24 protein-coding genes are annotated in these 25,986 nt (G+C 68.1%); 12 read left to right on the forward strand and 12 right to left on the reverse strand.

Features of this window, described 5'->3' with window-relative positions:
• The first annotated feature begins 58 nt into the window (after nt 1–58).
• Entirely contained in the window at nt 59–568 is a 510-nt protein-coding gene (locus B0I29_RS19695) for a hypothetical protein (RefSeq protein ID WP_111650469.1), read from the forward strand.
• A 3-nt stretch (nt 569–571) separates the two neighbouring features.
• Here B0I29_RS19695 and B0I29_RS47465 read toward each other — a convergent pair whose 3' ends face one another.
• Nucleotides 572–706, reverse strand: coding sequence for a hypothetical protein (locus B0I29_RS47465; protein WP_260329968.1), 135 nt, complete (start codon nt 704–706; stop codon nt 572–574).
• Complete coding sequence (locus tag B0I29_RS19700; RefSeq protein WP_111650470.1) at nt 694–1,074, reverse strand: TIGR03668 family PPOX class F420-dependent oxidoreductase; 381 nt, start codon at nt 1,072–1,074, stop codon at nt 694–696. Before B0I29_RS19700 ends, B0I29_RS47465 begins: the two co-directional genes overlap by 13 nt.
• 55 nt (nt 1,075–1,129) lie before the next feature.
• Between B0I29_RS19700 and B0I29_RS19705 the strand changes: the two genes are divergently transcribed.
• The 3 genes from B0I29_RS19705 (at nt 1,130) to B0I29_RS19715 (ending at nt 3,029) form a co-directional block, all read left to right on the forward strand.
• A complete protein-coding gene (locus tag B0I29_RS19705; RefSeq protein WP_111650471.1) occupies nt 1,130–1,528 on the forward strand; it encodes a hypothetical protein in 399 nt (132 codons plus the stop codon).
• Nucleotides 1,529–1,712: 184 nt separating this feature from the next.
• On the forward strand, nt 1,713–2,270 hold the full coding sequence (locus B0I29_RS19710; RefSeq protein ID WP_111650559.1) for a Uma2 family endonuclease: 558 nt from the start codon (nt 1,713–1,715) through the stop codon (nt 2,268–2,270).
• Between the two features lie 36 nt (nt 2,271–2,306).
• Nucleotides 2,307–3,029: an HAD family hydrolase gene (locus tag B0I29_RS19715; RefSeq protein ID WP_111650472.1), complete on the forward strand. Its 723-nt coding sequence runs from the start codon at nt 2,307–2,309 to the stop codon at nt 3,027–3,029.
• Here the strand turns inward: B0I29_RS19715 and B0I29_RS19720 are convergent.
• A complete protein-coding gene (locus tag B0I29_RS19720; protein ID WP_245972622.1) occupies nt 3,016–3,948 on the reverse strand; it encodes a serine hydrolase in 933 nt (310 codons plus the stop codon). The genes B0I29_RS19715 and B0I29_RS19720 overlap by 14 nt on opposite strands.
• A 179-nt stretch (nt 3,949–4,127) precedes the next feature.
• Between B0I29_RS19720 and B0I29_RS19725 the strand changes: the two genes are divergently transcribed.
• The gene (locus tag B0I29_RS19725; protein ID WP_111650474.1) at nt 4,128–4,466 is read left to right on the forward strand and encodes a YnfA family protein; all 339 of its coding nucleotides are present in this window, start codon (nt 4,128–4,130) and stop codon (nt 4,464–4,466) included.
• Nucleotides 4,467–4,511: 45 nt separating this feature from the next.
• The gene (locus B0I29_RS47470; protein ID WP_260329969.1) at nt 4,512–4,634 is read left to right on the forward strand and encodes a hypothetical protein; all 123 of its coding nucleotides are present in this window, start codon (nt 4,512–4,514) and stop codon (nt 4,632–4,634) included.
• Here B0I29_RS47470 and B0I29_RS19730 read toward each other — a convergent pair.
• Complete coding sequence (locus B0I29_RS19730; RefSeq protein WP_111650475.1) at nt 4,627–5,109, reverse strand: NADPH-dependent FMN reductase; 483 nt, start codon at nt 5,107–5,109, stop codon at nt 4,627–4,629. The two genes, B0I29_RS47470 and B0I29_RS19730, sit on opposite strands and share 8 nt — an antisense overlap.
• Before the next feature lie 259 nt (nt 5,110–5,368).
• Here B0I29_RS19730 and B0I29_RS19735 point away from each other — a divergent pair, with 259 nt between their 5' ends.
• The gene (locus B0I29_RS19735) at nt 5,369–7,585 is read left to right on the forward strand and encodes an MMPL family transporter (protein WP_111650476.1); all 2,217 of its coding nucleotides are present in this window, start codon (nt 5,369–5,371) and stop codon (nt 7,583–7,585) included.
• Nucleotides 7,586–7,627: 42 nt separating this feature from the next.
• On the opposite strand, the gene B0I29_RS19740 is transcribed toward B0I29_RS19735, so the two are convergent.
• Genes B0I29_RS19740 through B0I29_RS19750 form a run of 3 tightly spaced genes read right to left on the reverse strand, consistent with a single transcriptional unit; the run spans nt 7,628 to nt 9,573 of the window.
• A complete protein-coding gene (locus tag B0I29_RS19740) occupies nt 7,628–7,951 on the reverse strand; it encodes a plasmid stabilization protein (protein WP_111650477.1) in 324 nt (107 codons plus the stop codon).
• Nucleotides 7,952–7,975: 24 nt separating this feature from the next.
• Nucleotides 7,976–9,214 (reverse strand): RNA polymerase sigma factor, encoded by a 1,239-nt coding sequence (locus tag B0I29_RS19745; protein ID WP_111650478.1) that lies wholly within the window; start codon nt 9,212–9,214, stop codon nt 7,976–7,978.
• Nucleotides 9,202–9,573, reverse strand: a complete 372-nt coding sequence (locus B0I29_RS19750; protein ID WP_111650479.1) for a YciI family protein — start codon at nt 9,571–9,573, stop codon at nt 9,202–9,204. Before B0I29_RS19750 ends, B0I29_RS19745 begins: the two co-directional genes overlap by 13 nt.
• 88 nt (nt 9,574–9,661) lie before the next feature.
• On the opposite strand from B0I29_RS19750, the gene B0I29_RS19755 reads away from it, so the two are divergent.
• Together B0I29_RS19755 and B0I29_RS19760 are read left to right on the forward strand one after the other, a co-directional pair.
• Nucleotides 9,662–10,087: a YybH family protein gene (locus B0I29_RS19755; protein WP_111650480.1), complete on the forward strand. Its 426-nt coding sequence runs from the start codon at nt 9,662–9,664 to the stop codon at nt 10,085–10,087.
• A complete protein-coding gene (locus B0I29_RS19760) occupies nt 10,087–10,704 on the forward strand; it encodes a hypothetical protein (protein ID WP_111650481.1) in 618 nt (205 codons plus the stop codon). The genes B0I29_RS19755 and B0I29_RS19760 overlap by 1 nt, the downstream gene beginning before the upstream one ends.
• On the opposite strand, the gene B0I29_RS19765 is transcribed toward B0I29_RS19760, so the two are convergent.
• Nucleotides 10,694–11,650 carry a D-2-hydroxyacid dehydrogenase family protein gene (locus B0I29_RS19765; RefSeq protein WP_111650482.1) on the reverse strand — a complete coding sequence of 319 codons (957 nt, stop codon included), beginning with the start codon at nt 11,648–11,650 and terminating at the stop codon, nt 10,694–10,696. The two genes, B0I29_RS19760 and B0I29_RS19765, sit on opposite strands and share 11 nt — an antisense overlap.
• Before the next feature lie 10 nt (nt 11,651–11,660).
• Nucleotides 11,661–12,068 carry a GNAT family N-acetyltransferase gene (locus tag B0I29_RS19770; protein WP_245972632.1) on the reverse strand — a complete coding sequence of 136 codons (408 nt, stop codon included), beginning with the start codon at nt 12,066–12,068 and terminating at the stop codon, nt 11,661–11,663.
• A 178-nt stretch (nt 12,069–12,246) separates the two neighbouring features.
• Here B0I29_RS19770 and B0I29_RS19775 point away from each other — a divergent pair, with 178 nt between their 5' ends.
• Nucleotides 12,247–13,611 (forward strand): helix-turn-helix domain-containing protein, encoded by a 1,365-nt coding sequence (locus tag B0I29_RS19775; protein ID WP_111650484.1) that lies wholly within the window; start codon nt 12,247–12,249, stop codon nt 13,609–13,611.
• Here B0I29_RS19775 and B0I29_RS19780 read toward each other — a convergent pair.
• Nucleotides 13,608–14,174 (reverse strand): NUDIX hydrolase, encoded by a 567-nt coding sequence (locus B0I29_RS19780; protein WP_375790645.1) that lies wholly within the window; start codon nt 14,172–14,174, stop codon nt 13,608–13,610. The two genes, B0I29_RS19775 and B0I29_RS19780, sit on opposite strands and share 4 nt — an antisense overlap.
• A 291-nt stretch (nt 14,175–14,465) precedes the next feature.
• Here B0I29_RS19780 and B0I29_RS19785 point away from each other — a divergent pair, with 291 nt between their 5' ends.
• A complete protein-coding gene (locus tag B0I29_RS19785) occupies nt 14,466–14,717 on the forward strand; it encodes a hypothetical protein (protein WP_111650485.1) in 252 nt (83 codons plus the stop codon).
• Nucleotides 14,717–15,007 (forward strand): hypothetical protein, encoded by a 291-nt coding sequence (locus B0I29_RS19790; protein ID WP_111650486.1) that lies wholly within the window; start codon nt 14,717–14,719, stop codon nt 15,005–15,007. The genes B0I29_RS19785 and B0I29_RS19790 overlap by 1 nt, the downstream gene beginning before the upstream one ends.
• Before the next feature lie 145 nt (nt 15,008–15,152).
• On the opposite strand, the gene B0I29_RS19795 is transcribed toward B0I29_RS19790, so the two are convergent.
• Together B0I29_RS19795 and B0I29_RS19800 are read right to left on the reverse strand one after the other, a co-directional pair.
• The gene (locus tag B0I29_RS19795) at nt 15,153–15,935 is read right to left on the reverse strand and encodes a pentapeptide repeat-containing protein (RefSeq protein WP_111650487.1); all 783 of its coding nucleotides are present in this window, start codon (nt 15,933–15,935) and stop codon (nt 15,153–15,155) included.
• A gap of 58 nt (nt 15,936–15,993) precedes the next feature.
• A complete protein-coding gene (locus B0I29_RS19800) occupies nt 15,994–25,614 on the reverse strand; it encodes a discoidin domain-containing protein (RefSeq protein ID WP_111650488.1) in 9,621 nt (3,206 codons plus the stop codon).
• Nucleotides 25,615–25,986 lie beyond the last annotated feature (372 nt).

Consider the following 25,986-nt stretch of genomic DNA (forward strand, 5'->3'; position numbering starts at 1 on the left):
CATCAACTCCGGCGACATCGGGGGCGCGCGGCCGACCAGTCGCCCTAACCTGATGAACATGTCGTACGTCGCCACCCGTGACGGCCGCAAGAACCGCAGCGCCGCACACCGGGCCCCATCCGTCCCTGACCGGATCGACGACCTGCACGGAAGCAGCATCGGCGTCCTCGAAGTGCCCCACCACATGGCCTGCGGCCACGCCAGCCGCCGCCAATACGAGCTCGACGATCCCATCCAGCTCCGGCACGCGTACGAACAGGTGCTGTGCGAAGCAGCGGGCTGCGCCGAGGTCGAGGACCTGATCAACCCGGCGCTGCTGCGCCGGGTCTGGCGCGACCTGCATCTGCCATCCCGGGTACGCGAGGCGTGGGAGACCCAGCACCCCGGCCTGCGCCGCACGATCAACCGCACGCCGTCGTCGGCGTCGGCGTCGGCGTCGGCGTCGGCGTCGGCGTCGGCCGAGCCCACCAGCCGGGTCAGCACCAACCGCCCGGCCAAACGCGGCTCCAGCCGCCCGGGCCGGTTCCAGATCGTGCGACCGGCAGCGAGGGTCAGAACTGCCGCGTGAAAGTCATGTCGCCGGCTCCATCGCGGCGATCTGGGCCTTTTCGAACGCGAGCGCGGACGCCGCCGTGTGCAGCCGCCACACCCGGGCCCGACCGGGCGTGGTCAGCTCCACGGCGGCGTCCATCGCTACGGCTGCCACTCACTCCATCGGACCACCCGGATACGCAGAAACGGCCCCGGCGGAGGCTGGCTTTGATACTGCGGGTACCGCCCGACCAGCGCCGGCTCCACCTCGTCGACAACGTCGGCAATCCCGTCGGCCCGCACCCACCACAACTGCGACCAGTCATCGTCGTAGAAATCAGCAAGCACACTGACCCGAGGCTGGTGTGCGATGTTGGTAAGCCGCTGCAGCCGCCGATGCCGCTTGGGCTTCCCGTCGACGGCAGTGTGAATGACGTCCCCGACCAGCGCGAACACGATCGGCACCAGATGCGGCGCCCCCTCAGGCGTGACGGTGGCGAGCCGCGCCACCCTCACCGAGGCGAACCGCTCGGCAGGCGTCATCAAATCATCACCGCGGGAGGATGCCCAAGGTTGCTCACCCACCAAGGCTAGTTCGATGCGGCGCATCCACCCGACCCACGTGGTAGACGTCTTCGCCTACGTGACGGTGCTGAACCTGGCAGTCGAATACATCCCCGCCGTGATCAGCGAAGGCTTCACGTTGTCGTTGCTGACCGCGCTGCTGCTGAAAATCGCCCTGGAGCTGGTCCTGCTCCTGAAACAACACATCCTCGGCCGCATGCGCGACGCCACCACCAGAACCGCCAAGGTCGTGTCCGGGGCGGCCCTCTGGACAGTCGCCGCAGGCAGCAAGTTCGTAGTCCTGGAGCTGGTCAACCTCATCTTCGGCGACGCGGTGAGCCTGGGCGGCTTCTTCTCAGTGACCCTGTTGGTGGTCACCTTGCTGCTGACCCGCGCCGGCGTACGCCGCCTACTCGCCGACGTCCCCACCTGAACGCCTGCGGGACCAGCGCTCAGCGTTCGCAGGTCTCCGCAAGCGGAAGCTACAGAGGTTCGGATCCCCAACTGGCAGGTCAGTTCTCCAGGGCGGTGTGCCGCTTTCGAGGACGCCGTACCACCTGAGCTCCCCTACCCTTGGGAAGGCATCTTCTTGGTGAGCCGTTGGGGTGACGTCGTCGATGAGCGTTGGGGTGGTTGACCACGTCGGTCCATGGACCGAGGACGAGTACTTTGCGCTCAGCGAGACGACGGACCGGATCGAGCTGATCGACGGGAGCCTGGTGGTCAACCCCGTACCAAATATGAGCAATCAGCGCCTCTCCCGCCGCCTGGCGAATGCGCTGGAGGAAGGCGCCGCGCCGGCCGGGCTCTTCGTGTACGAGGCGATCAACGTCCGGTTGCACACCGGCCGCATCGTCATTCCAGACCTGGTTGTGGTGGACCTGGACGAGGAGGCCGTCGCGGCGGACGCTTCCCGGGTGCGTCTGATCGGTGAGATCGTTTCGCCGAGCAACGCTGCCATGGACCGGGTGCTCAAGATGCAGCTCTACGCTGCTGCTGGCATCGAGTGGTACCTCCTGGTCGAACACGAGGCACCGGATTCGCTGACTCTGCGGCTCAACCGCCTCGACGACCAGCACTACGTCGAGGAGAGTGTCGTGAAGACCGGTGGGAGCCTGGCCTCCGAGCGTCCGTTCCGATTCGAACTCGACACCCGGACTCTCGTCCGTCGCTGACAGGCACGGCCTCCGACGCCTGACATACCCTGTGGCATGGTCATCGACGGGGTTATCTTCGACTTTCACGGCACTCTGGTCGACGGCGGTGACCCCGATCGCTGGGTCGCTTCGGCCCTGCGCCACCTGGCCGAGTCGGGCAAGACCGCACCGGAGCTGACCGGCAGCGAGTTCAAGTCCCTCAGCGACCACCTCGATCACATCTGGCAGCACGCCCACACGATCGACCCGAACAGCGACCGCGACCTCGACCACGCCCGCCACCACGACGTCTTCACCAGAACGGTCGCGCTGCACCCCGGTGTCGAACCCGAACTGATCGAAGCCCTCTACGCGGTCATGCCCGACCAGTGGTTCCCCTTCGACGACACCCTGCCGGTGCTGAAAGAGCTGAAGGCCCGGGGCACCAAGGTCGTGGTGCTGTCCAACATCGGCCTGGACATCCGCCCGCACCTCACCCGCACCGGCATCCTCGACCTGGTCGACGACGTGATCCTGTCGTTCGAGGTGGGTCTGGTGAAGCCCGATCCGGCCATCTTCGCCCACGCCCTGGAACTGCTCGGCGTGCCCGGCGACCGCACGCTCATGGTCGGCGACAGCGCCCGCGACGACGTCGGCGGGGCCGCTCTGAGCATCCGGACGCTGATCCTGCCGCGAACCGAAGGTCCCCTGCACGGCCTCGACTCGGTGCTGCACCTGGTGGGCGCCACCAACAACAACGCCACTGACGGCGCCCACCAGGGGATCAGCCTCCGCTGACCGGGTGGAACGACTTCGGCAGCGACCTCGGCACCGCCGACCGGGCTGCCGGCGTCACCACCGGCAGGCTGTCGAACAGCACCCGGCCGATCTTCGCGTGCGCCTGGACCGCCGGGTGCGTGGCGCCGTAGTTCTCCGGCTCACCCAGACCCTCGGCGAACATCGCATAGGTCAGCAGCGGCACCCCGTCCGCGCTGAACATGATGCCCGCCTCGTGCCGGGACTCGCCGAGGTCGTTGAAGTCGGCGCCGTACTTCGTGGCGACCCGCTCCCGCTCCTTCGAGGACATCACCCGGCGTACGCCGTCGTGATATCCGTTGAGCCAGCGGGTGACGCTCAGCAGGAAGTCGCACGACTCCGGCTTCAGCAGCGTCTTGGTCGCCAGCCGCCACAGCAGGTCATGCATTTCGCGAGGCGTAGTCGTACCCAGGTAGAAGCGGTTCGGGTTCGCCACCGGAATCACCCGGGTGTGCACAAAACCCTTGGCCGCCAGAATCTCGTTGATCTCCAGGGCCGGCACCACGCGGCCACACATGCGTACCGCGGTGTTGTCGGAGACAAGGAGCATCGCGGTCAGGAAGTTACCGACGGTGATCTCATCGCCCCACACGCGGTGCAGGTGATAGATGCCCGAGCCGCCGAGGATGATGTCCGCCGGCAGGTCGAGCTTGGTGCCGAGCGTGAGCTCGCCGCGGTCGATCTTGTCCATCACCGCGGTGGCGACGGCGAGTTTCTGCACGCTGTAACCGAAGGTGACGTGATCGGCGTCGTCCTCGATGATCGGCGTCAGCACACCGGCAGCGTTCACCGCGGCGATGTGCGTGTGCCAGACCCCGCCGGCCTTGGCCTTCTCCTTGTTGTACACCTTCCGGATGCTCGCCGGCCCGCCCGCCGCGGCCTGCGCTGGGCTGCTGCTCACGCCGACACCCGCGGCCGCCGCCGCAGCACCGAGACCGAGTGCGGAACGTCGGGAAATGCTGCTTGACATCGTTCTCCCTCAATGGACGATGAGCCACGCGGCAAGGTACACCATGCTTCAAAACCGCCCACATCTCCGCACACACGGCACCCCTCTCTCGATCTAGTAGGTTGCCAGGCGTGACGATCATCCGCTCGCTGCTGCTGTTCGTGCTGGCCGCGCTGGCCGAGATCGGCGGCGCCTGGCTGATCTGGCAGGGCTGGCGGGAGAACCGCGGCCTGTGGTGGATCGCCGCCGGCATCGTCGCGCTGGGCGCCTACGGTTTCGTCGCCACCCTCCAGCCGGACGCCAACTTCGGCCGCATCCTGGCCGCGTACGGTGGCGTCTTCGTGGCCGGATCCCTGGCCTGGGGCATGGTCGTCGACAAGTTCCGCCCGGACCGCTGGGACCTCATCGGCGCCGCCATCTGCCTGATCGGTGTCGCCGTGATCATGTACGCCCCGCGCACCAGCGCCTAAGAAGTCATACTTCACCCATGGGCTATAGAGAGTTATGATCGCGGCATGAGCAAACGGCTGTGGGATGCGTTCCTCGACGCCCTGATGAGTCTCGCCGAGCTACCACCCGAACCCTGCGCCCTCGAACTGACCGACGCCGCCCGCAACCAGCGCAGCCTCGCTAGCTGATCAGCGCGGCCGTGTAAAGCTCGGCCGCCGAAGCCGGATCGGCCAGCTCAGGGCCGATCGCGGTCAGGCCGAAATCTACGACGTCCGCGCCGAGATCACTCAACAGCCGCGCCAGGAACGCCTCGGCGACATCCGCCTGCGCCTGCAGGTCAGCCGTGACGACCGGGATGGCGAGCACCCCGGCGAGCGCGTTGGCCGGCAGCTGGTCGAGCAGCACCTTGAGCACCCCGGAGAAGGTGCTCCGGTACGCCGGGGTCGCCACGATGAGCACGGTGGCGTCCTGCAGTTCCAGCAGCGCCTCGCCGGTGGCGGCGTCGCCCGGGACCAGCAGGCCCGGGCCGAGTTCGGAAACGTCGACGATCACCGCGCCGGTGCCACCGCGGCTCACCGCGAGCCGTTCCCCCAGGGCCGTTGCCAGCTGCAGCGTCCTCGACCCCGGATGGGGATGGCCGGAGAGCACTACCACATCCGACATACGGCCCACCCTCCGATCACTACGGTCACCGCAATCATCACGCCACGAGCCGGCCAATGCTATTCGTACAATCAGCTATTACTTTGCGTAGTCATGCGGCCTGCCGCGCATAACGCGGACGCGGTACGCACCACCCGAGCCGTGACGACGGATAACGCACCTGCGGTACCCGCGGATGCCGTGCCGGGTTGACGACGCGGACCCCCTGCGGCCGCGAATCTTGAGGGACCCCCGACATCTACCGAGGAGTCCTGTCTCAATGGCTACGTACCTGTCCCGGCTCGGCGCGTTCAGCGCTCGCCATCGGGTTCTCGTCTTCGTCGTCTGGGGCCTGATGCTGGCCGTCGGCATCGTCGGCACGGTGACCGGCATGAGGTTCAGCGACGGCGGTTTCAGCCTGTCGAACACCGAGTCCGGCCGGGCCCTGGAGGTCATGCGGAAGCAGTTCCCGGCCACCGCGACCGACGACACCCAGGGAACGCTGCAACTGGTACTCACCGCCCCGGACGGGCAGAAGATCACCAGCGCCGCCAGCAAGAGACTGGTCGCCACCGCGATCGACGGCGTCGCCGGCGTGGACCACGTGGCGTCGGTCAGCAAAACGCTCGTGTCGGCTGACGGCACCACGGCGGTCGCGACCGTCACCCTGACCGGGCTGACCGACGACACCGACACCGAACCGATCTACGAGCAGGTCCTCGCGGTCGCCGATCAGGCCCGCGACGCCGGTCTCGGCGCCGAGGTCGGCGGCTCGATCGGCGACCAGACCCCCGCGCAGAGCCCCGCCGAAGGCATCGGCGCGATGATCGCGTTCGTGATCCTGATCGTCACGTTCGGATCGCTGGTCGCGGCCGGCGCCAACATGATCGGCGCGCTGCTCGGCCTCGCGACAGGGCTGCTCGGCGTCTTCGCCCTCTCCGCCTGGCACCCGATCGGCGCCACCACACCCACCCTGGCCGGCATGATCGGCCTCGCGGTCGGTATCGATTACGGCCTGTTCATCCTGGCCCGGTTCCGCACCGAGCTGCGCGAAGGCCGCACCGTCGACGAGGCCATCGCCCGTTCCATCGGCACCGCCGGCTCCGCGGTCGTGTTCGCCGGCGCCACCGTCGTCATCGCGCTGGTCGGCCTCGCCGTCGTACGAATCCCGTTCATCACCGAGATGGGCGTCGCCGCCGCGGTGACCGTGGCCACCACCGTGCTGATGGCGCTGACCTTCCTGCCCGCACTGATGCGCTCGATGGGATACCGGGTGTTGTCACGCCGCGAACGCCGCCTGCTCAAAGCTGGGGTTCCGCTGCGGGAGCAGGCCACCCAGCGGGCGCAGCGCCGCTCGTTGCTCGACCGCTGGATCCGCACCGTGGTCAGGGCACCGCTGCCGATCGCCGTCGTCGCGATCGCCGCACTCCTGGCACTCTCCCTGCCGACCTTCTCTCTCAAGACCGCGCTGAGCACCCCCGGCGGCGAGGACCCGGACAGCACCCAGCGTGCCGCTTACCAGTTGATCGCCGACAAGTTCGGGCCCGGTACGCAGGGCACCCTGATCGTCCTGGTCGAGGGCGACAGCGTCGCCGACAAGGTCAACGCGGTCACCACCACGATCAAGGGACTCGACGACGTCGCGTCGGCCACCGCCGCCGGCGTCAGCAAGGACGGCAGCACCGCGATGATCCAGGTCGTCCCGGACAGCGGACCGATCGACGACGCCACCCGCGACCTCGTCCGCGACATCCGCGACCACGCCGGCGACGTTGCCGGGGTAACCCTCGCCGTCACCGGTTCCACCGCGATCGACATCGACATCAACGACAAGCTCAACAAGGCGCTCATCGTCTACCTGATCTTGGTCGTCAGCCTGTCGCTGGTTCTGCTGGTGATCCTGTTCCGGTCGCTGCTGGTACCGCTGGTCGGCACCCTCGGATTCCTGCTGTCGCTGGGCACCGCGTTCGGCGTGACCGTCAAGGTCTTCCAGGACGGCTGGGCCGACGCGCTGATCCCCGCACCCTCCGGCAACCCGATTTTGAGCCTGCTGCCCATCCTGATCGTCGGCATCCTGTTCGGTCTCGCCATGGATTACCAGGTCTTCCTGGTCTCCCGGATGCACGAGGCGCACGCCCGTGGCCTGAGCCCCGCCGACGCGATCGTCGACGGATTCACGCGCACCGCGGTGGTCGTCGTCGCGGCCGCCGCGATCATGGTGGCGGTCTTCGCCGGATTCGCCACGGCGGTGTCGCCGTTCGTCGCCGCGATCGGGTTCGCCCTGTCCGTCGGTGTGCTCGCCGACGCCTTCATCGTCCGCATGATCATCGTCCCGGCCGTGCTCAAACTGCTCGGCAACGCCGCCTGGTGGATGCCCCGCTGGCTCGACCGCATGCTGCCGAACATCGACGCCGAGGGCCGCGCGCTGGAAGCGGCCGACCAGCCGGGCCGGCACCACACCGGCGAGGACCTGCGCACCCCGGCCGGAGTGCGCTGACCAACGCCCCCAGCGACCCGAAAACCCCGAGCGGCGCTCGCGTCAGTGCGCGAGCGCCCTCTCCAGCTCGGCCTTGCTCATCGCCGACCGGCCTTTGATGTTGCGTTTCTTCGCCTCGTTGTAGAGCTGTTCCTTCGTACGCCCCTGAGCCCCACTGTGCGACCGCTTACCACCGCGATGCCCGGAGGAGACATCCTCGATGGACAGGCGACTCGCGGTCTTCGATTCACCGGCGCGGGCTCGCTCCTTGTTCACCGTGCGCGCGGCGATCTCGGTCGCCACCTTCTTCGGTACGCCCCGCTTCTCGGCGCTCTCCTTGATGTGCTCGTACTGACGTTCACGCTTGGGGCTGGATCCTGCCGGCATGGCTACCTCCTCGATCGAGCCGGTTCACGCCTGCTGGGATTTCCCGTCCTCAGGGCGGTAAACACCAGGCCGCAGCCGCGCGGCCCGCGACTCCAGATAGCGCTGCTCCGGCCCGCTGAGCGTCAGCCGCGCCGCCAGCCGGTACTGCTCCCGCGCCTCGTCCCGCTCACCGGCCATCTCCAGCAGATGCGCGCGCACCGCCGCCGTCCGATGATGCCGAGCCAGCGCCGGATCCCCGGCGATCTGATCCAGATCGGTCAGCGCCACCCGCGGGCCGTCGACCATGGCCCGCGCGACGATCCGGTTCAGCGCCACCATCGGGCTGGGGGCGAGCGCGTGCAACATCCCGTACAGAAGAAGGATCTGAGGCCAATCGGTGAGCTCGGCGCGCGTCGCCTCATCGTGAACCGCCGCGATCGCGGCCTGAAGCTGGAACGGTCCGATCGGTGCGTGAGCGAGCGCATGGGTGATGATCGCGACGCCTTCGGCGATCGCAGGCGCGTCCCAGCGCCGCCGGTCCTGTTCCGCAAGCGGGACCAAAGATCCACCCCCTTGGGTACGCGCGGAGCGGCGCGCGTCCGTGAGCAGCATCAACGCGAGCAATCCGGCCACTTCCCCGTCGTCGGGCAGACGCCGGTGCAGCTGCCGGGTCAGCCGGATCGCCTCCCGAGTCAGCTCGACCCGGTTCACGGTGTCGCCGGAGCTGGCCGTGTGCCCCTCGGTGAAGATCAGGTAGAGCACGTGCAGAACCGCGTCGAGGGGCGCTCCCGGCGCGGGCATCTCGAACCGGGCGCCGGTGTCGCGGATCCGCTGCTTGGCCCGGCTGATCCGCTGGCCGACGGTGGCCTCGGGCAGCAGCAACGCCCGCGCGATCTCCGCGGTGCTGAGCCCGCCGACCGCCCGCAGCGTAAGCGTGACCTGGGCCGGAACGGTCAGCGACGGATGGCAGCAGAGCAGCAGCAATGCCAGTTCGTCGTCGCCGCGGACCTGCGGCTCGGGATCGTGCCGGACCGCCTCCTCGCGACGCCGGCGTGCCGTCTCGGAGCGCAGCATCTCCACCCGGCGGCGGCTCGCCACGGTGATCAACCAGTGTCGTGGCTGCTCCGGAACGCCCTCCCGCGGCCACTGCTGAGCGGCCGCGAGCAGCGCCTCCTGCACCGCGTCCTCGCAGGCCTCGAAGTCGCCGTAGCGGCGCACCACCGCCGCCAGGACCCGCGGTGCGCACTCACGCAGCAGATCCGGCAGCGCGGTCACAGGTCCCATTCGCTCATATCGAGGACCGGGCGCACCTCGACCCGGGTGTACCCGGCGTCCGGCGTCCTCGCGGCCCAGGCGACCGCCTCGCCGAGATCCGCGACGTCGATCAGATAGAAGCCGGCCAGATGCTCCTTGACCTCGGCGAACGGGCCGTCCGAGGTGATCGTCTTACCGTCGCGTACCGAGACCTGGGTGGCCAGGGCCGGATCGCCAAGGCCTTCGCTGGCGACCAGGACACCGGCGTCGCGCATCTGGTCGGTCAGCCGCAGGTGGCCGAGCCCGAAGTCGGTCCGCTGCTGCTCGGACAGCGTCTCCCAGACGGCGAGCGACTGCGGGTTCGACTGGATCAGGATCACGTATTTCATGGCACTCCTCCGATTTCTTTTACCCATCTTGTAGAAGCTGGCTGCCTCGGCTTCGACATGATGGGTAAAGAGAAAGGTAGGACCTGTCATGGACGAGATCCGGGACGTCATCCTGAACAAGGCCGCGCTACTGCAGAAGGGTGACGCCGAAGCCATCCTGGCGCACTACGCGCCGGCCTTCGTCGAGTACTCCCTGGCCCCGCCGCTACGCCAGCCCGGCGACAGCCGCGATCCGGCCCCGCTGCGCGCCTGGATGGCAACCTTCGAGGCACCCCCGCGCCGCGAGGTCACCCAACTGGAGATCACCACCGACGGCGACGTGGCGTTCGCGACCAGCCTCGACGCGATGACCGCGATCCCGCGCGGCGCGACCGAGCCGTTCACCCTGTGGTTCCGGGTCACACACGGCCTGCGCCGCATCGACGGCCGCTGGCTGGTCACCCACGAACACGAATCGGTGCCGTTCGAGATGGACGGCTCCTTCCGCGCCTCGATCGGCCTGACCCCGACCTGATGATCGTCTGGGTGGCGTCGTTCCCGCGCTCGGGCAACACCTTCCTGCGGATCGTGCTGCACCGCCTCTACGGCATCCGCACCTCGACCGTCTACGACGTCGACGGTGTGGCTGCCCGCCTCGGCCCCGATCTGATCGGGTTCACCGAACGCCCGGGAACGCTCGCCACCCTCCGCGCGGACACCGAACCGCACTTCATCAAGACCCACCGCCGGCGCGACACCGACGTGCACGAGAACGACCCGAGCCGCTACGAGCCCGAACTCCGCACCAAGATCCTGCGCCAGTCCCCCACCGGAACCGGCAGCTGGGGCGCCAACGTCCTCAGCTGGCTGCACCCGCCGGCCGCGCACCGGATGGTGCTGCGCTACGAGGACCTGACCAGCGATCCGATCCACCACGTGACCACGATCGTGTCAGCGCTGGCACCGGCCCTCACCCCCGTGATTGATCCCGCCATCCCGTCGATGGACGAGCTCCGGTTACGCGACGACCGCTTCTTCCGCCGAGGCCACACCGGCTCCCACCGCGACGAGCTGCCACCGGAGTTGCACGAACTGTTCTGGTCCCGAGCCGACAACCGCGAGGCGATGCACCTGCTGGAGATCAGCCGATAGTGCGCAGCGGCGTACCGGCCTGCCACGCCGCGATGTTCTCCACGATCTGCTGGAACCAGCCCTGATAGGTCCGGTCGGTGACATATCCGAGGTGCGGCAGCAACACCGTGTTGGGTGCGGCCCGCAGCGGATCCCCGGCCGGCAGCGGCTCGGTGTCGAAGACGTCGAGCCCCGCACCGGCGATGGAGCCAGTGGTCAGCGCGACAGCAAGCGCCGTCCGGTCGACGATTGGCCCCCGCGAAGTGTTGATCAGGACAGCCGACGGTTTCATGGCCTTCAGCTCGGCGGCGCCGACCAGTCCGATCGTACGATCGGAAAGCTTGAGATGAACGCTGAGCACGTCGCTCTCAGCGAAAAGCTGATCCCGGCTGACCAGAGTGGCGCCCACCTCGGCGGCGCGTTCGGCGGTGAGGTTCTGACTCCAGGCGATCACCCGCATGTCAAAGGCCCGCCCGATCCGCGCGATCTGACTGCCGAGCCGCCCCAGCCCGAGTACGCCCAGCGTGCTCCCGTTGAGATCCGTGCCGACGGTGGTCTGCCAGCGACCGGCCCGCAGCGCCCGGTCCTCGGTGACGACGTTGCGCTGGACGGCGAGGATGAGCGCCCAGGTGAGCTCGGCGGTGTTGGAGCTGACCGCCGAGCCGGCGGCGGTGGTGCCGCAGACGGTAACGCCCTGCTCTTTCGCGGCGGCCAGGTCGATGGACGCGTTGACCATGCCGGTGGTGATCAGCAGCCGCAGGTCGGGCAGGTCGCGCAGGAGTTCCGCGGTGAACGGGGTGCGTTCCCGCATAGCGACGACGACCTGTGCGCCCGTCAGTGCGTTGACCAGGTCGTGGTGGTCGGCGAGGTGCTCGTGCAGAACCTCGACCTCGGCGTCGGCAAGCGTCTCGAAAGGCCCGTAGGCCCGCGCCACCCGCTGGTAATCGTCCAGAACAACGATCTTCATGGGGTTCAGCCTAGGGCCAGAGCAGGAGTTGGCGGTGGTGGCCGAAGCCGTTGCGCAGGTAGAAGTCGACAGCCCGGCGCCCGGAGTGGACGGTGACGTGGAGGAGTGCTTGTCTGCGGGCTTCGGTGAGGATCGCTTCGATCAGTGCGGAGCCGATGCTCTGGCCGCGATGTTCCTCGCGGACCATGACCGACTGGATGTCGCCAAAGCGGCGGTCCAGGTCGCCGTTGCCGGGCACCCGCTCAGCGACGAGCAACCAGGCACAGCCCACGATCTGCCCATCGACCTCGGCGACGAAGGGCAGGTGGGTTTTCGCGTGAGCAGCCATCCAGTCGGTGAACGCGGGGAGCTGGTTGGGCTCGATGTCCCGCAGCTCGGCGAGAGCCACCACATCGTCCACACCAGCCATACGCACCATCACCGCCGGAGTTTAAAGCCCACCCGCAGGTCGCCGCCGCCATGCGCGGGCCGGTCTCGGCCATCTGATCCACCCTGTTGTGTGACCACCGGAAACGTCCTATTGAGGGCTATGGTGTCCGGTGAGCCCGGTTCGGATAAATGGACTCACCGTTCATCGGAGTCGTTGGGGGTGGCCGATGCCGCGACGGATTGTTGTTGCCCATCCCGACTTCGGCCGCAAGCTTAAAGAACTGCGTGAACAGCACGGATTGTCGCTGCGCCGACTCGGCGGGATGATCCATTGTTCGCACGGCCATCTGTGGGATCTCGAATCGGGGACCAAACGGCCGAGCCTCTCCGTCGCGGTTCTGCTGGATCAAGCGCTTGGCGCCGCCGGGCAGTTGTCCGCCATGGTCTCCGAAGTGTCAGCCGACACCGATGCCCGGCAAGTCACCTTCGAACCAGCGGTGGTGTCCACGCCGTCCGGGCTAGAGTTCGCGCCGGACTGGCGGCATGGCATAGATGTCGCTGTTGATCTTTGGCGAGGCGATATGCAGCGGCGGAACCTTCTTCGGCAGGTCGGCTTCAGCGCGACCGCCTTCCTGCCTGCGGCGATGCGATGGCTGATGTCGTCACTCGACGAGCGCCCGGCCGGCAACGGCGAGCGGCTGATCGGGACTGCCGACATCGAGACCGTGCGCCGGATGACCTCCACGTACCGGACGCTGGACAACCAGTTCGGCGGCGGCCACATCCGCGACAGCCTGATCCGGTTCCTCAACGCCGAGGTCACCGAGCTGATCAACGGCCGCTACAACGTGGCGACCGGACGCCAGCTGCTGTCCGCGGTCGCGGAGACGACGCAACTGGCCGGCTGGGCCTCATACGACGCCGGGCTGCACGGGCTGGCCCAGCGATACCTGATCCAGGCTCTACGCCTCGCGGCGGGCGCTGGCGATCGAGCACTGGGCGCGGAGATCTTGGCGGCGATGAGCCACCAGGCCGCGTTCCTGCGCGCGTCCGGCGAGGCGGTGGATCTCGCCAAGGCCGCCAGCCGCGCGGCGGCCGAGGCGGGTATCGCCGCGATCGAGGCGGAATCAGCGGTCCTCGAAGCACAGGGTCATGCTGTCGGCGGCAACGAAAAGGCCTGCGCAGCAGCGCTGAACAGGGCCGAAGCGATCTTCGAAAAGGCCGACCGCACCAGCGAGCCGCAGTGGATCGGCTACTTCGACGAGTCATACCTGGCGGCCAAGTTCGGACACTGCTTCACTGCCCTGGGCAGAGGCGACATCGCTACCCGGTCGCTCGACATGGACGGTCGCCAGTACGCGCGTGGACGGCAGTTCAACCTCGTCCTGCTCGCCGTGGCACACGCGCAGAACGGTGAGCCGGAGGAGGCCGCACGTGTCGGTATCGATGCCGTCGAGGCCGCGGAAGACCTGCACTCAGTACGCGCCCGCGACTACCTGACCGACCTCGCCGACCGGCTCTCCAAGCATGTCGGTCTGCCCGCGGTGCAGGACTTCACCGAGCGGTCCCGGCCGGTCCTGGCGAGCGCTTAAAGTTTGCCGGTCGCCTTGCGCAGCAGCAGGGCGAGCAGGCCGGAGACGGAGCCGGCACCGACGATGGTGCCATCGTCGATGTGCTGCTGGATCTCGTCGAGCGGAATCCAGCCGAGTCGCTCGGCTTCGTTGATGTCCGGGGCCGCGCCGGTGAAGTCGGCGCCACGGGCGAGGTAGACGATGTTCTCCTGGTCGATGGTGCCCACCATCGGCTGAAAGCTGATCAGCTTCTCGATGCTGCGCGGCCGCCAGCCGGTTTCTTCCTCGACCTCGCGTGCGGCACAGGTCATCGAGTCCTCGGCCGGATCGAGGTAGCCGCCGGGCAACTCCCAGACCCAGCGGTCCACGATGAACCGGTGCCGCCACATCATCAGCACGCGTTCGTCGTCGTCGAGCACGATGACCATCGCGGCGGCCGGGATGCGCAGAACGTACTGCTCGAAGCGAACGCCATCGGGTAGCTCCACGTCCGCGATGCTCAGCACCGCCCGCCGGGTGTCGTCGACGACGCGTTCCCCGTGGATGGTCCATTCACTGGCCCTCTTCGGCTCAACGCTCATCAGCGCACAGTAGCCGTACGCCCTCCAAGTTGTACTCCGACACCTGGCGCGTCGGCTGACAGCGGCTGACGCCTGTCGCCTTCAATTCCGGGTCATCGGGCCGCCACGCTGTGACCGAGACACCTGGTGAAAAGCAGCGAAGCCCTTGCATCGAGATCGGGCACGCGGTCCCGGCCGCACCACGACAAACCTGCGGACCGACGGGCGGACCACCGTGACAGTACGTCGCAGGCTGGCGTGCCCTCGACATCACGAAAGGCAGGACATGGCGACGACCACGAAAGGTGAACCCGAGTGGTGGCGATAGCGGCGACGAGCGCGCTCCTGGTGGGGTTTCTCGCCGGCCTGATCAGTTTCAAGGTCAAGAGCCGGTGGTGCCCGCGCTGCGGCGCAACGACCACCGTCGACCTGCCCGCAGCGACTACCCTACCGCACCCGCCGAACACACCGAGCTGGGCGACGCTGCCGACGCAGTCCTACAACCAGGTCGGGCGGGCAGGAGCACTCACCCCGGCTCAGCGCCGACGCGCGAACGGTGGCCATTGATGCTGGTCCCGAGGACGCCACACCAGCCCGACCGGCCGGCGTGGGACTGCCTGGCCTGCGGTGAGCCCTGGCCGTGCGCACCTGGCAAGGTCGAGCTGGCCGAACAGGGCGTGGTACATCGGCGTTCGCTGCGGCTCTATCTGGAGTCGTGCGTGATCGACATGATCGACGACCGCGCCGACGGGCATCACACCAGCGGCCGCGACGACGCGATCTACGACCGCATCCTCGGCTGGCTCGACGCATCCCAATCTGATCCGGCCGACCGTGCGACAAGACGGGCGGGCTGACGATGCTCACGAGGCACTATCCGCCCGCAGTGCTCGTCCACCTACCCGAGTGCGTGGAGGGATCCGAGATTCCGGCGTGACGGCATCGTCCCGATGGTCACCGTGGAACGACTCGAATCCAGGTCGGTCATTGACAGCGGCCCTCCTATGACCTCGCACCCGCGGCGACGTCGCGGAGCAGGCTCGCGGCGAGCAGCACCTCGGGCGGGACGACCTTGCGCCGCTCGAAGTCCTTGGGGCGCAGCAGCAGCTGCGCCTGCCCGGCGCCGATCTCACGTTCGAGCATGTCCTGGAGGAAGGACTTGGCCCGAACCGCCTCTTCCGCCTGGTTGTGCTCCAGCCTGGCGAGGGCGTGAAGCACGGCCGTCTCCGCATCCGGCAGGTAGACGTAGTCGTCGCCGGCCGGGAGTTTCTGGGCGCTCAGGTCGACTCCCCGGCGGAACCAGACCTTGATCAGCTCGGCGCCGGTGAAGTCGTTGCCACGGATCTCGTTGTGCTCGCGGAAGACCAATTCCCGGTATCCGGAGGGCTCGGGGCGGCCTTGCCGCGCCAGGACCGACAGCACGATGTCGAATCGGTCCTGCGGAGTGCTCGGTGCGCCCTGCAGCTCGAGGCCGGTGATCCGGCCGGTGAACGAGCAGTCGATGAACTCCAGATAGTCGGCGTTGATCTGGCTGAACCGGACGTTGCGGAAGGTGCAGCCGGTGAAGCGGGCGAAGCCGCCGAGCGCGGCGAACGACGCCCGGTCGAAGGAGCAGCCGAGGTAGTACGACTGCTCCGTGCCCGCACCGAGCGCCGCGTGCCCCAGCTTGGTGCGGTCGAACCGGCAGTTCTCGAAGGTGGAGCCCTCCGCGCTGAACTGATCCAGCGCCAGGCCCGAATAGTCGGCTCCCACCACGTGTTCGTGATCGACGACGATCCGTTCCATGCTCCACCCCTCGTCCCTGCCGGTGACCGTCACTGTACTGAGCGCGGACGCCCGGCTGTCATGGTTCGAAGTCGTACTTCGTGTTCACGTTCCAGCCGTAGAGCGAGTATTTACACGATTTGTAGTTCGGGTCGTAGCCCGGTTTGTCCTTCCAGTCGTCTTCGCCCTTGTTCTGGTGTTTCTTCAACTCGCCGCGGGTGGTCAGCTCGACCCAGGTCTTGGTCCAGGTGTCATAGAAGTCGACACCCTTGGAGGCGTTGTAGAGGAATCGGCCCGGCTGGGCAGCGTCCAATGCGTCAAACGTGCGCTTATGGACGATATGACCGCGGGCGTACCAGATTAGATAGAATTTGCCCTCTTCTTTGATCCTATTCCACTGCCCGGGCGTGATGTCGCGATCGATGCTCTTCGTGCCGGCGTCGGCGATCTGCTGGGCGACCTCCTCGATCAGCTGGCGAGGATCACCGTCGTCGCACTTCGGGTCGCCGGTGCCGGTGGTCTCGCTGACCGCCTCCGCCGCCGCCGCCGCGACGACGGCCTGGTTGGCCGCCTGGTTCTCGTCGGCCTCCGCGACGACAAGCGACGGGATCCGCACCCCGGCCGCCACGTTCGAGAGGGTGTTCTTGGCGAGTTGCCCGGCCGGGAGCAGAGCGATCGGCGCGGCCGCCGCCGCGACATGGCTCAGCGTCTCCCCCATGCTCGGCAGCACCGCCGCCGGCAGGGTGATCGCCGGGGTGGTGGCGGGCACCGTGGCCGCGGGGGTACCCGCCGGCGACTGCACCACGACGGGGGCCTCGATACCCAGCGCAGGCGCGGCAATCCCCGCCACCCGCACGTCGGTCGCATAGGCGTCGTACACCGCCCAGATCGCGTTGATCGCGGACACGCCGGCCTGGTGCAGGCCGTCGAGCATCGCGGTGACACCGGCGTCGCCGAGGGCGTACAGATCGGTGATCGACTTGTACGCCGCACCCGACTCGACCCAGTAGTCGACCGCCACGTAGGCGACGACGGCCGTTACCAAGTACCCGACGGCCATGCCGATCGGGATCACGCAGAACCCGCAGTGGCCGCTCGGGTCGTTATTCGTGATCGGGTTGGCGTTGCCGTACGCGTACCTGTTGGTCTGCGCCGTCGGATCCGGGTCCAGGGTCAGCGTGTCCCGGGTGGTGAAGCCCGCCTGCGACGGGCTGTACCAGCGGGCCATGGCGTTGACATCACCGGTGACCGGGTCGGTCCAGCCACCCTGGAATCCGGTGGACAGGGTGCCGCTGCTCGCGGCGACCTCGCCGTACGGCTGGTAGCTGCGGCTGGCCAGGACCTCGCCGGTACTCCCGCTGATCGCGGCCACGCCGTCGCCATGGATCGCCTCGTCGACTAGCTGTCTGGCCGGGTCCGAGCCCTGCTGCTCGGAGAACGCCTTCCCGGCCGGATCCCGGAAGATCGCCGCCTCACCCGATCCGGTCGGGACCTGCACCGGGTTGTTGGACAGATCGCTGTAGCTGAGCGCGATGCCGTTGCGCTCCGCCAACCGGCCGAACGAGTCGTACTTGTACGAGACGGTGTGTCCCGGCGTGGCCACCTCGACCGGTTTGTCGAACCCGTCGTACCGATACGTGGTGGTGGCACCGCCGAGGCTGGAGCTCAGCAGGTTCCCGCCGGCCGACCAGGTGTTGACCAGGTCGGCCTCACCACCACCGGAGGCGCCGGTGAGCTGGTTGCGCTGGTTGTAGGCGTAAGTGCGGGTGCCCTCCTGAATCCGGTTGGAGGCCTTGTCGTACGCGTACATCACGGTGGTGTTGTCCGGTCCGGCCCAGCTCGCCAGCCGGCCGAACAAGTCGTACGTGTAGCTGTTCTCGCCGGCACCCGCGCCGCCCGTGGTCTTACGGGACGTCACCAGATCGTCGAGGTCGTAGGCGTACGCGGTGCTGAGAGTGGCGGCGTCGCTGGGGTTCTTCACGGTGTCCGTGGCGAGCCGGCCCAGCGTGTCGTAGGTGAATTCCCGCAGCACCGCCCCGCCGCCGTAATCGATCACCCCCAGGTTGCCGACCGAGTTGTAGGTGTACCCCGCCACCCGCGAGGTCAGCCCGTCGGTGACCGTGGACAGCCGGCCCGCCGCGTCGTACCCGAAATAGCCGGTGCCGGCGGCGTCGGAACGACTGGACAGGTTGCCGTCGCCGTCGTACGTGAAGGTGGACGTGCCGCCCCCGTCGACCGAGCTCACCAGCAGACCCCGGTCGTTGTAGGCGTACGACCGCTGCGTACCCGGTCCGCCGACGGCGACGGTACGGCCCGCCTCGTCGTACTCGAAGGTCCGCGAGGCGGCCTGCGCCGTGCCGCCGGACGCCGTCTCCTCGACCATCCGGCCGAGATCGTCGTACTGCCGGGTACGGCTGACGCCGTCCGGAGTCAGCTCAGCGACCAGCTGGCCACCGGCGTCGTAGACCGACCGCCAGGTCCGGGCCGAGGCAGCCTCGGTGCCCGGCTCGCGGACCGCAACCGTCGCTCCCCAGTCGTTGTGCAGGTAGTCGGTCGCGTTGCCTCGGCCGTCGACGACGCGCGTCCGCCGGCCCAGAGCGTCATATCCGAGAGTGACGACGATGTCGTTGCCCGAGACACCCTGCTGGGTAACGATGGCCGGATCCGGTCCGGGACCGTACTGGTACTGGGTGACCCGGCCACCCGGGCTGGTTACCCGGAACGGCCGGCCCAGCGCGTCGTACTCCAGCCGGTTCGTGCGCTGCGCCGCCGACAGGACCCCGCTGCTGACCCTGTGGTCCGTCTCGGCCAGCAGGCGGCCGGCCGCGTCGTACCGATAACCGACCGCCCTCTGTTCGCCGACGATGACGGCGCTGATCCGGCCCTGTGCGTCGTATCGCTGTTCGGTCCGCAGGTTGGTTCCCTGGATCGTCAGGGTCCGCTCGCCTGCCTTGTTGTACTCGTACCGCGTGGTCCGGTCGTCCGGTGAGGTGACGCTGGTCAGCAGGCCGGCGTCCGAGCGGCCGAGCTCGGTGGTGAAGTACGCGGTCCCGCCGCTGGTCCGTTCCGCCTCGGTGCTGGTGATCTGGTGACCGAGGTCGTTGTAGGTAGCCAGGGTCCGGCTACCGCCCGGTTCCGCGGTCTCCAGCAGTTCACCGGCACGGTCGTATCCGTACCGGGTCACCGGAGCCGGCTGCGGCCCGTCGTCGTCCGGGTCCTGGCCGGTGATCGCGATGACCCGCCCGTACTTGTCGTACGTGCGCGTCGTGCTCCGGTTCAGCCCGTCGGTCACCACCTGCGGCTTGCCGGCAGCGGTGTAGGTGGTCGTCACGGTCGGGGCGATGGTGGTCCCGGCAGCCGGGGCGTACGACGGCAGGGTCGTCGACGTGACCCGGCCCAACCCGTCGTACCCGGAGCTGACCGTCGCACCGTGTGCGTCGCGCACCTGGGTCACGTCGCCGAACGTGTTGCGCCCGTATGTGGTGACCGGGGTGACCCCGGCGGTGCTCACCCCGTCACGCCAGACCGTGCGAGCTGCCTCGGTGCTCGTCCGCAGGTGCCCGAGGGCGTCGTAGGTGTGATCGGTCGCCACACCGGCCGCGTCGACCGACCGGCTGACCAGCCCTCGCACGTCACGGACCTGCTCGGTCACCGACGGCGTGGACGACGAGCCGGTGGTGTCCACCGAGGTCTTGGTCAGCTCACCGGCCGCGTTGTACTGGTAGGTCGTCTTCGCGGCCTGCTGCCCGGACCTGTCGTACTCCACGGCGACCCGGGACACCAGGCCACCCCAGCCGTTGGCCGGCTGGCTGTCGCCGACCCGCACGTACACGGTCTTGCCCTTGGCGAGCTGCGAGGTGAGGTCGAGGTTCCACTGGGCCCGGTTGGAGCCGTTGCGGATATCGCCGGTCTCCTTGATGACGTCCGTCCAGGTCTGGTTGTCCGAGCTGAACTGGACCAGGTACTGGTTGCGGACCTCCAGGAAGAGCCGCCCGGAGACGGTGTCGGACGGGAACACGAAGCGGTAGACCATGGCGTTCGTACCGTCCGCGTACCGGCTCCCGCCCTGGTCGATCAGCGAGCCGCCCGCCGCGTACAGATAGGGGGTCTCGACCGGCCGGCCGGTGATGAAGGTGAACCCGTTGGAGCTCCGCTCCGAGGCGATCGAGCCGTCCGCGGCGAAGGTCCGCACCGTGGTACGCGCCAGCCCGCCCGCGTCGAGAGTCTCCCGGTTGCGCATCCCGGCGTCGTCGTAGTCGTAGTCCTCCACCACGCCGCCGGCGCGGGTCACCCGGATCACGTTGCCGCCCGGGTCGTACTCGTAACGTTCCAGCTCGGTGCTGGACGCCACCGCACCCGTCGCGTCGCGACGAACCCGGCTGGCCGTCTCCTGCTGACCGTCGTTGTGGTACGTGTACGCGGTCTCCCGGCCCATCGAGTCGACCACGGAGGCGAGCTGCCCGGCCGGGTCGTAGGAACGGGCCTCCAGCACCAGACGGGTGCTGACCGGGTCCATCGGGTCGACGTTCGCACCCGTGGCGACAGTCTCGACGAGCCGGCGCGCGTCGTCGTACCGGTACTCCAGGATCAGGCCGCCGGCCTGGGTGAGCTTGGCGATGTCACCGGCGGTGTTCCACTCCGTCCGCTCGACCGCGAGGTCCGGCGTGGTCGTCGTCTCGACCCGGCCGGCCGGGTCGTAGGTGTAGCTCCACACCCGCGACGGATCGCCACCCGTGGTGTCCTTGAGCCGCTTCACCTTCAGCAGCCCGGAAGGCTGGTACTCGTACTCGGTCTGCTGGGTGTTCGTCTTACCGGTCACCGGGTTCGCAACGCCTGGAGCGGTCTCGGTGACCACCCGCGACATCGCGTCGTAGGCCGTACTCCAGGTGCCGTAGGTGACGGTCGCCCCGCTGACCACCGCGCTCTCGGCACGGCTGATCCGGCGCCCGAGCAGGTCGTACCCGTAGTTCTCGATCAGCCCGAGCGGATCGGTGACCCGGGCCAGGTCGCCCTTGGCGGTGTACGCGTGGGTGGTGACGCCACCCAGCTTGCTGGTGATCTGCAGCGGGAGACCGGCCGGCATCACACCACCGCCGACCGCGGTCTCCGTCCCTGCCGTGTAGGAGACCACCTCGGTGGGCCGCGACGACGGCCCGGCCGGCAGTGGATAGGTGATCTTCGTGGTACGCCCGGCGGTGTCCAGCTCGTAGATGATCCGGTTGCGCTCGTCGCCGTCCCAGCCGTTACGGGTGCCGGTCTTCCAGGTGATCCGGTCGTTTCGTGGGTCAAGCGGGTCGGCCGTGTTCAGGTAGTAGCCGTAGTTCTTCCACCGCCACAGGCCGGACTGGAAGACCGCCTCGGCGGTGAGGTTGCCGCGAGCATCCCGGTAGAGGAACTTGGCGCGCCCGTTGGCATCGGTGTACTTGATGATGAAGCCGTTGGCGTCGTAGTCCCACTTCTCGACGCCCTCGTCACTCATCCGCTCGGTGAGCCGCTCACCGCGTAACAGGTCGTAGGTGTAGGTGACGGTGTCGCGGCCGGTCGAGGCGAGTGCGACCTTGCGTACCCCGTCGCCGAGAGTCGGCTGGGTGACCGTCCAGGTCGCGCCCTCCCGGTCACGAACCGTCGCGAGCCGTCCCGAGTTCGTGTTGTAGGCCAGCTGCGTGGAGACGTAGGCGTTCGGCTCGGTGACGCTGCCCAGCCGCACCGAAGCGGTTCGCGCCGCGTAGTGGGCGGAGACCTGCAGGGCGCCCAGCGAGTGCCGGTAGACCGCCACATCGTCGATCTGGCCGGTGAAGGGCAGGTAGCCCGTCGATCCCCCGGCCCAGCCGGAGGTGTATCCGTTGCCGATCGAGGCCTTCGCCATGTCGGAGCGGTACACCTGGTAGCCGCTGATCCCGCCGACGCGCACGCCGTCGAGATAGACGTCCTGCTTGTCGAGATTCACCGAAATCACCGCGTGGTGCCAGGCACCGTTGTCCACACGGGCAGCCGACACCACCTGGGTTCCCCCGGTGGCCCAGACCCGGCCGTGCAGTTTGCCGTCGGTGCCGACGTACAGCCCCGGGCTCCAGCGCTTCGGCGTGGTGCCGAGCGCGCTGTTCTGTTCGCCGTAGAGCACACCGGTCATGCCGGACGCGGCTTTGAACCAGAGCTCAACCGTGAACGACATGGTCGAGGTCAGCAGGTTGTCCGGCAGTTGCATGGAGGCGTTATTCGCGGCGTCGAAGAACACCGCCTTGTCACTGGTGCCCTGCAGTGCACCGGTCTGGTTGAAGGTCACCTTGCCGTAGGTGCCGTTGAATTGGCCCGGCTTGGTGGCCGTCAGGTTCGCCGCGGTGCTGCCGGCCGACTCGGTCATCGGCCAGTACGCCGTCGGGTTGTCGTCGAGGACGACCGAGCGGTAGTGCGAGGAGGCGGACCAGCCGTATCCGGTGCAGGCGTTCACCGCCGAGCACGCCTTCGTGAGGGTGTTGCCCGAGTACGTGTACGTCCACAGGGGTTGCGCGCCACCGGTCAGCGGCGCGTCCGCCCGAACCTCGATCACCTTGCCGTCGGCCCAGGTCAGTGTCAGCGACCGGCCGCTCGTTACGTCGGTGACCTTGGAGACCCGGCCGGCCGTGTAGGTGAACTGCTGCACCCGGCCGTTCGCGTCGACGATGCTGGTCAGGTTCCCCAGGTCGTCGAAGACCCGCTTCTCCCCTGAGCTGTCGCGCAACGTCCAGTTGGCGGTGCCGCGAACCAGCGAGACGGACTTGCCGAGCGGCGAGGTGTAGGTGCCGTTGGCGTTCTTGCCGAACCGCACCTGCCGGCCCGACTCCTGGGTGACCACGACGTTGCCGCTGCCGTCCGGGTCGGCGACGACCACCTGGTCCAGCGGTGTGGACCAGCCGGCACCGAACGCGCCGCTGTTCCCGTTGACCTCGAACTCGTAGATCCGTGTCGCGCTGTCGGTGGTGCTCGACGTCGGTGTCGTCACGTTGAGCCGCACGTACCGGGCGGTCTGCGCGGTGATCGTGTTGGTGGTGACGGCGGCGGTGTTGCCCGTCACCGTCACCGCCGTCGTCCACGTGCTGCCGTTCGTGGATATCTGGATGTTGTAGGCGCTGGTGTTCCAGTCCGCCGCCTCGCCGTTGGAGCCGGCGTGGCGGATCACGAACGACCGGACGGTGCGCTTCGCGCCGAGATCAACCTGGAGGTAGGCGCCGGCCGCCTTGGAGCACCATTTGTCGAGGGTGCTGCCGGTGACCGCCTTCTCCGGGCCCTCGGTGGTCGCGCAGGCTGCCGAGCCGGTCGCCGCCCGGCCCAGCGCGACATTGTTGTCCGGGCCGCCGCCGCGGTAATCCTGTGAGTTGTAGGTGCGGCGGATCTCCAGTGGTGGTCCCGGGACCGGAACCGCCGCGTCGACCACCGAGGCGGAGTAGTTGCCGGCTTGCGGGTTCACACCCGGCACGTCGGCGTCGGTGGACGCCGCTGCCAGGTGCGCGGTGACCGCCGGCTGCGCGATCACCGGCGTCAGAGCGTACGGACCTTCCAGGTAGGTCGCGTTGGCGCCGTCGTAGACCGCGACGTACCAGAACGCCGTCTTGCCCCAGGCAAGCGAGGCGGCCGGGACCGTCCACGTCGACGACGTGATCCAGTTGGTGTTGACACAGCCGGTGGGAGCGTCGACGGTGCCGCCGTTGCACAGTTCGAACCAGTAGTTCGGCACGCCGGGCGCGTTGTCGGCGTCGTAGTACTGCGCCCACAGAGTGGGGCGCAACGTGGCGACCTGGGCGTTGTTCGGCGGATGATAAGAGAGAATCTCCGGTGGCGAGGCCGGCAGCACCTTGAACGAGAACGTCGCTATCGGTACGCCGAAACTGCTCGCCAGCCCGTTCGGGCCGACGAGATCGATCTTCGCGGTGTAGGTACCGGCGATCAGAGGCTGCACCTGCAACGTGAACGTGCCGGTCTCCAGGTGATCCAGCGTGGTGCCGGGCTTGATCATGCGGAAATCGAAGAGCTGGCCCGCGCTGTTCACCACGTCGACGGTGACGTGATAACCGTTGGTCGGTGTCCAGCTCGCCGCGCCGACGTTCTTGGCCCGGATGTCGATCTCACCGGCTGTCTGCGGGGTGACCGGCGGGTCGAACACCGCGCTGGGCAGCGAGAACGAGGCGGCCGCGTCGGCGAACGCGATATCGATGAACGGGTAGTTGCCGGTCGGATTCTCCCCTGAATAGAACCACTTCTCGGCGCTGCTGCTGGTGTTGGAGGCACGCAGGGTGAAGCCGTAGAAATCGTGGTTCTTGTCGAGCAGCTCGGTCATCTCGGCACGGTCGAGCGTGATCGTCTCGTATCCGGCCGCCTTGCTCGCGCAGTTGCCGCCCCGGTTGAACGACTTCTGGCCGATCGAGTCCGCCGAGTCGTACGCCGGGCCGGGCCAGGTCGTCCCCTTGCCGGAGAACTGGGACCACGACTCGGTCACCGGATAGACGGTCACGTTGGCGGCCGTACAGCTTGGCGCCCAGTTCTGATAGAGGCTCAGCGAGGCGCCGACGATGTACCGCTGCTCCAGCTCACCGACGTGGATGAACTGCAGGTAGGTGGCGGCCTTCTCGACGCCGCCGTTAGGGGTGCCGACCTTCAGGTAGGTGAAGGCACCGTTGTCACGTTTGGCGAAATAGCTGCTGGAGACGAAGGTGTCCTGGAACGCGGGCTCCCGCATGGTCAGCGGCGGGTCGACCGTGACCGGGAACCGTCGCTGAGGATCACGCAGCCACGCGCCGTCCAGCGTCACCTCCAGCTGCCAGCCGGTGCCGTCCGGAACGATCCGGTAGGTGACGCCGGTGGAGAGCACACCCGAACCAGTCCTCGGATCCGGCGTCGAGTCGTACATGAAGCCCGGCGGGATGCTGGCCCGCACCTCGCCCGTCTCGTCGCGCAGGTCCACCCGGCCGGTGTTCGCCGGGATCTCCGGAGTGAGGCCCTTGAGCTGCATCGGGAACAGGTAGCGGACGGGCGCGGCCGCGGAGTGCAGGATCAGCTCGTCCTTGAAGCCCTCCTTGGTCGCGGTAAGCACCAGGTCGGTCTCCGGCAGCACGCCCGGATAACGCACCTCAGAGCCGGAGGCAGCCCCGGTGACCGGCTCGGCGCCGGCCAGGCCGAAGGAGGCCTCCAGCCCGGCGGCCACGGTCATGCTTGCCAGCCGCTCCGCCGTGACCTGCCCGGCGAACGAGACGTCCGCCGCCGCGACCGGACGCAGCCGGCCGTCGGCACTCGTGGTCAGCGTCGTGTCGATCGGCACCATCGCGCCGCTGTCGTCACGCGCATAGGTCGCCCCCGCGAAGATCCGGGCCGTCTTGGTCCCGTCCGGGTTCTCGAAGACGGTGGAGGCCTCGGTGCGTTCCTCTACCAGCTCGGTCGATCGGCCCTGCTGGAAACCGGTCACCGCGGCGCTTTCCTGCTGGATCGCGCTCGCCGGCTGCTCGGCGTCCTCGGCGGCCGGAGAATCCGACTTCGCCCGGAGCGGACGGGTGCCGGGAGCACAGCCGAGACACTGAGCGCCGCCCACCGTCGGCGGGTCGGGGTAGGCCCGTTCCTTGCCGACCGTGTTCTTTACGTGCGACGGCAGCTTCGGATCACCGGACGGTTTCGAACCCCGCGCATCGGTATCGCTCGCGGACGCCGAGTGGTCCGTACCTTCGGCAGAACCCATCGCCTGAGCAGGATGGGTCCGTGATCCACCGATGCCGGGCTCAGCCGCGGCCGGCTGCGGAGACGCCGTCAAAAGGGTCGCGGTCAGGACCGCGGCCAGGCCTCCGGCGAGAAGTCTCCGAAGAGAGAAGGACACACCAATGCGGACATCCCGACTATCCACGACAGACCCCAGCCCCCGAAAAGATCTATGGTTAGGCCGGTGATCATGCAGCAATGTATTTCCATGCACAAGATCGTTCCCGAAGCTGGATTCGCCGGGCCTGGTAACGCCCTGATAAACAGCTGAGTCTCGGACTCTGGTCTCTCAATCAACCGACTGCGGTGGCGAACTCGCCGCGCACCAGCCAGCCCCGCGCCTGACGCGACGCGG

This window comes from Actinoplanes lutulentus, assembly GCF_003259845.1.
Classification (GTDB): Bacteria; Actinomycetota; Actinomycetes; order Mycobacteriales; family Micromonosporaceae; genus Actinoplanes; species Actinoplanes lutulentus.

Excerpts from the sequence above, each read along its gene's own strand:
- B0I29_RS19765 (WP_111650482.1), bottom strand. The coding sequence starts at position 11,650 with ATGAAGATCGTTGTTCTGGACGATTACCAGCGGGTGGCGCGGGCCTAC.
- B0I29_RS19770 (WP_245972632.1), bottom strand. The coding sequence starts at position 12,068 with ATGGTGCGTATGGCTGGTGTGGACGATGTGGTGGCTCTCGCCGAGCTG.
- B0I29_RS19750 (WP_111650479.1), bottom strand. The coding sequence starts at position 9,573 with ATGAAATACGTGATCCTGATCCAGTCGAACCCGCAGTCGCTCGCCGTC.
- B0I29_RS19715 (WP_111650472.1), top strand. The coding sequence starts at position 2,307 with ATGGTCATCGACGGGGTTATCTTCGACTTTCACGGCACTCTGGTCGAC.
- B0I29_RS19790 (WP_111650486.1), top strand. The coding sequence starts at position 14,717 with ATGCTGGTCCCGAGGACGCCACACCAGCCCGACCGGCCGGCGTGGGAC.
- B0I29_RS19735 (WP_111650476.1), top strand. The coding sequence starts at position 5,369 with ATGGCTACGTACCTGTCCCGGCTCGGCGCGTTCAGCGCTCGCCATCGG.
- B0I29_RS19800 (WP_111650488.1), bottom strand. The coding sequence starts at position 25,614 with ATGGGTTCTGCCGAAGGTACGGACCACTCGGCGTCCGCGAGCGATACC.
- B0I29_RS19745 (WP_111650478.1), bottom strand. The coding sequence starts at position 9,214 with ATGGGACCTGTGACCGCGCTGCCGGATCTGCTGCGTGAGTGCGCACCG.
- B0I29_RS19760 (WP_111650481.1), top strand. The coding sequence starts at position 10,087 with ATGATCGTCTGGGTGGCGTCGTTCCCGCGCTCGGGCAACACCTTCCTG.
- B0I29_RS19695 (WP_111650469.1), top strand. The coding sequence starts at position 59 with ATGTCGTACGTCGCCACCCGTGACGGCCGCAAGAACCGCAGCGCCGCA.
- B0I29_RS19755 (WP_111650480.1), top strand. The coding sequence starts at position 9,662 with ATGGACGAGATCCGGGACGTCATCCTGAACAAGGCCGCGCTACTGCAG.
- B0I29_RS19740 (WP_111650477.1), bottom strand. The coding sequence starts at position 7,951 with ATGCCGGCAGGATCCAGCCCCAAGCGTGAACGTCAGTACGAGCACATC.
- B0I29_RS19795 (WP_111650487.1), bottom strand. The coding sequence starts at position 15,935 with ATGGAACGGATCGTCGTCGATCACGAACACGTGGTGGGAGCCGACTAT.
- B0I29_RS47470 (WP_260329969.1), top strand. The coding sequence starts at position 4,512 with ATGAGCAAACGGCTGTGGGATGCGTTCCTCGACGCCCTGATGAGTCTC.
- B0I29_RS19730 (WP_111650475.1), bottom strand. The coding sequence starts at position 5,109 with ATGTCGGATGTGGTAGTGCTCTCCGGCCATCCCCATCCGGGGTCGAGG.
- B0I29_RS19775 (WP_111650484.1), top strand. The coding sequence starts at position 12,247 with ATGCCGCGACGGATTGTTGTTGCCCATCCCGACTTCGGCCGCAAGCTT.
- B0I29_RS19710 (WP_111650559.1), top strand. The coding sequence starts at position 1,713 with ATGAGCGTTGGGGTGGTTGACCACGTCGGTCCATGGACCGAGGACGAG.
- B0I29_RS19705 (WP_111650471.1), top strand. The coding sequence starts at position 1,130 with ATGCGGCGCATCCACCCGACCCACGTGGTAGACGTCTTCGCCTACGTG.
- B0I29_RS19700 (WP_111650470.1), bottom strand. The coding sequence starts at position 1,074 with ATGACGCCTGCCGAGCGGTTCGCCTCGGTGAGGGTGGCGCGGCTCGCC.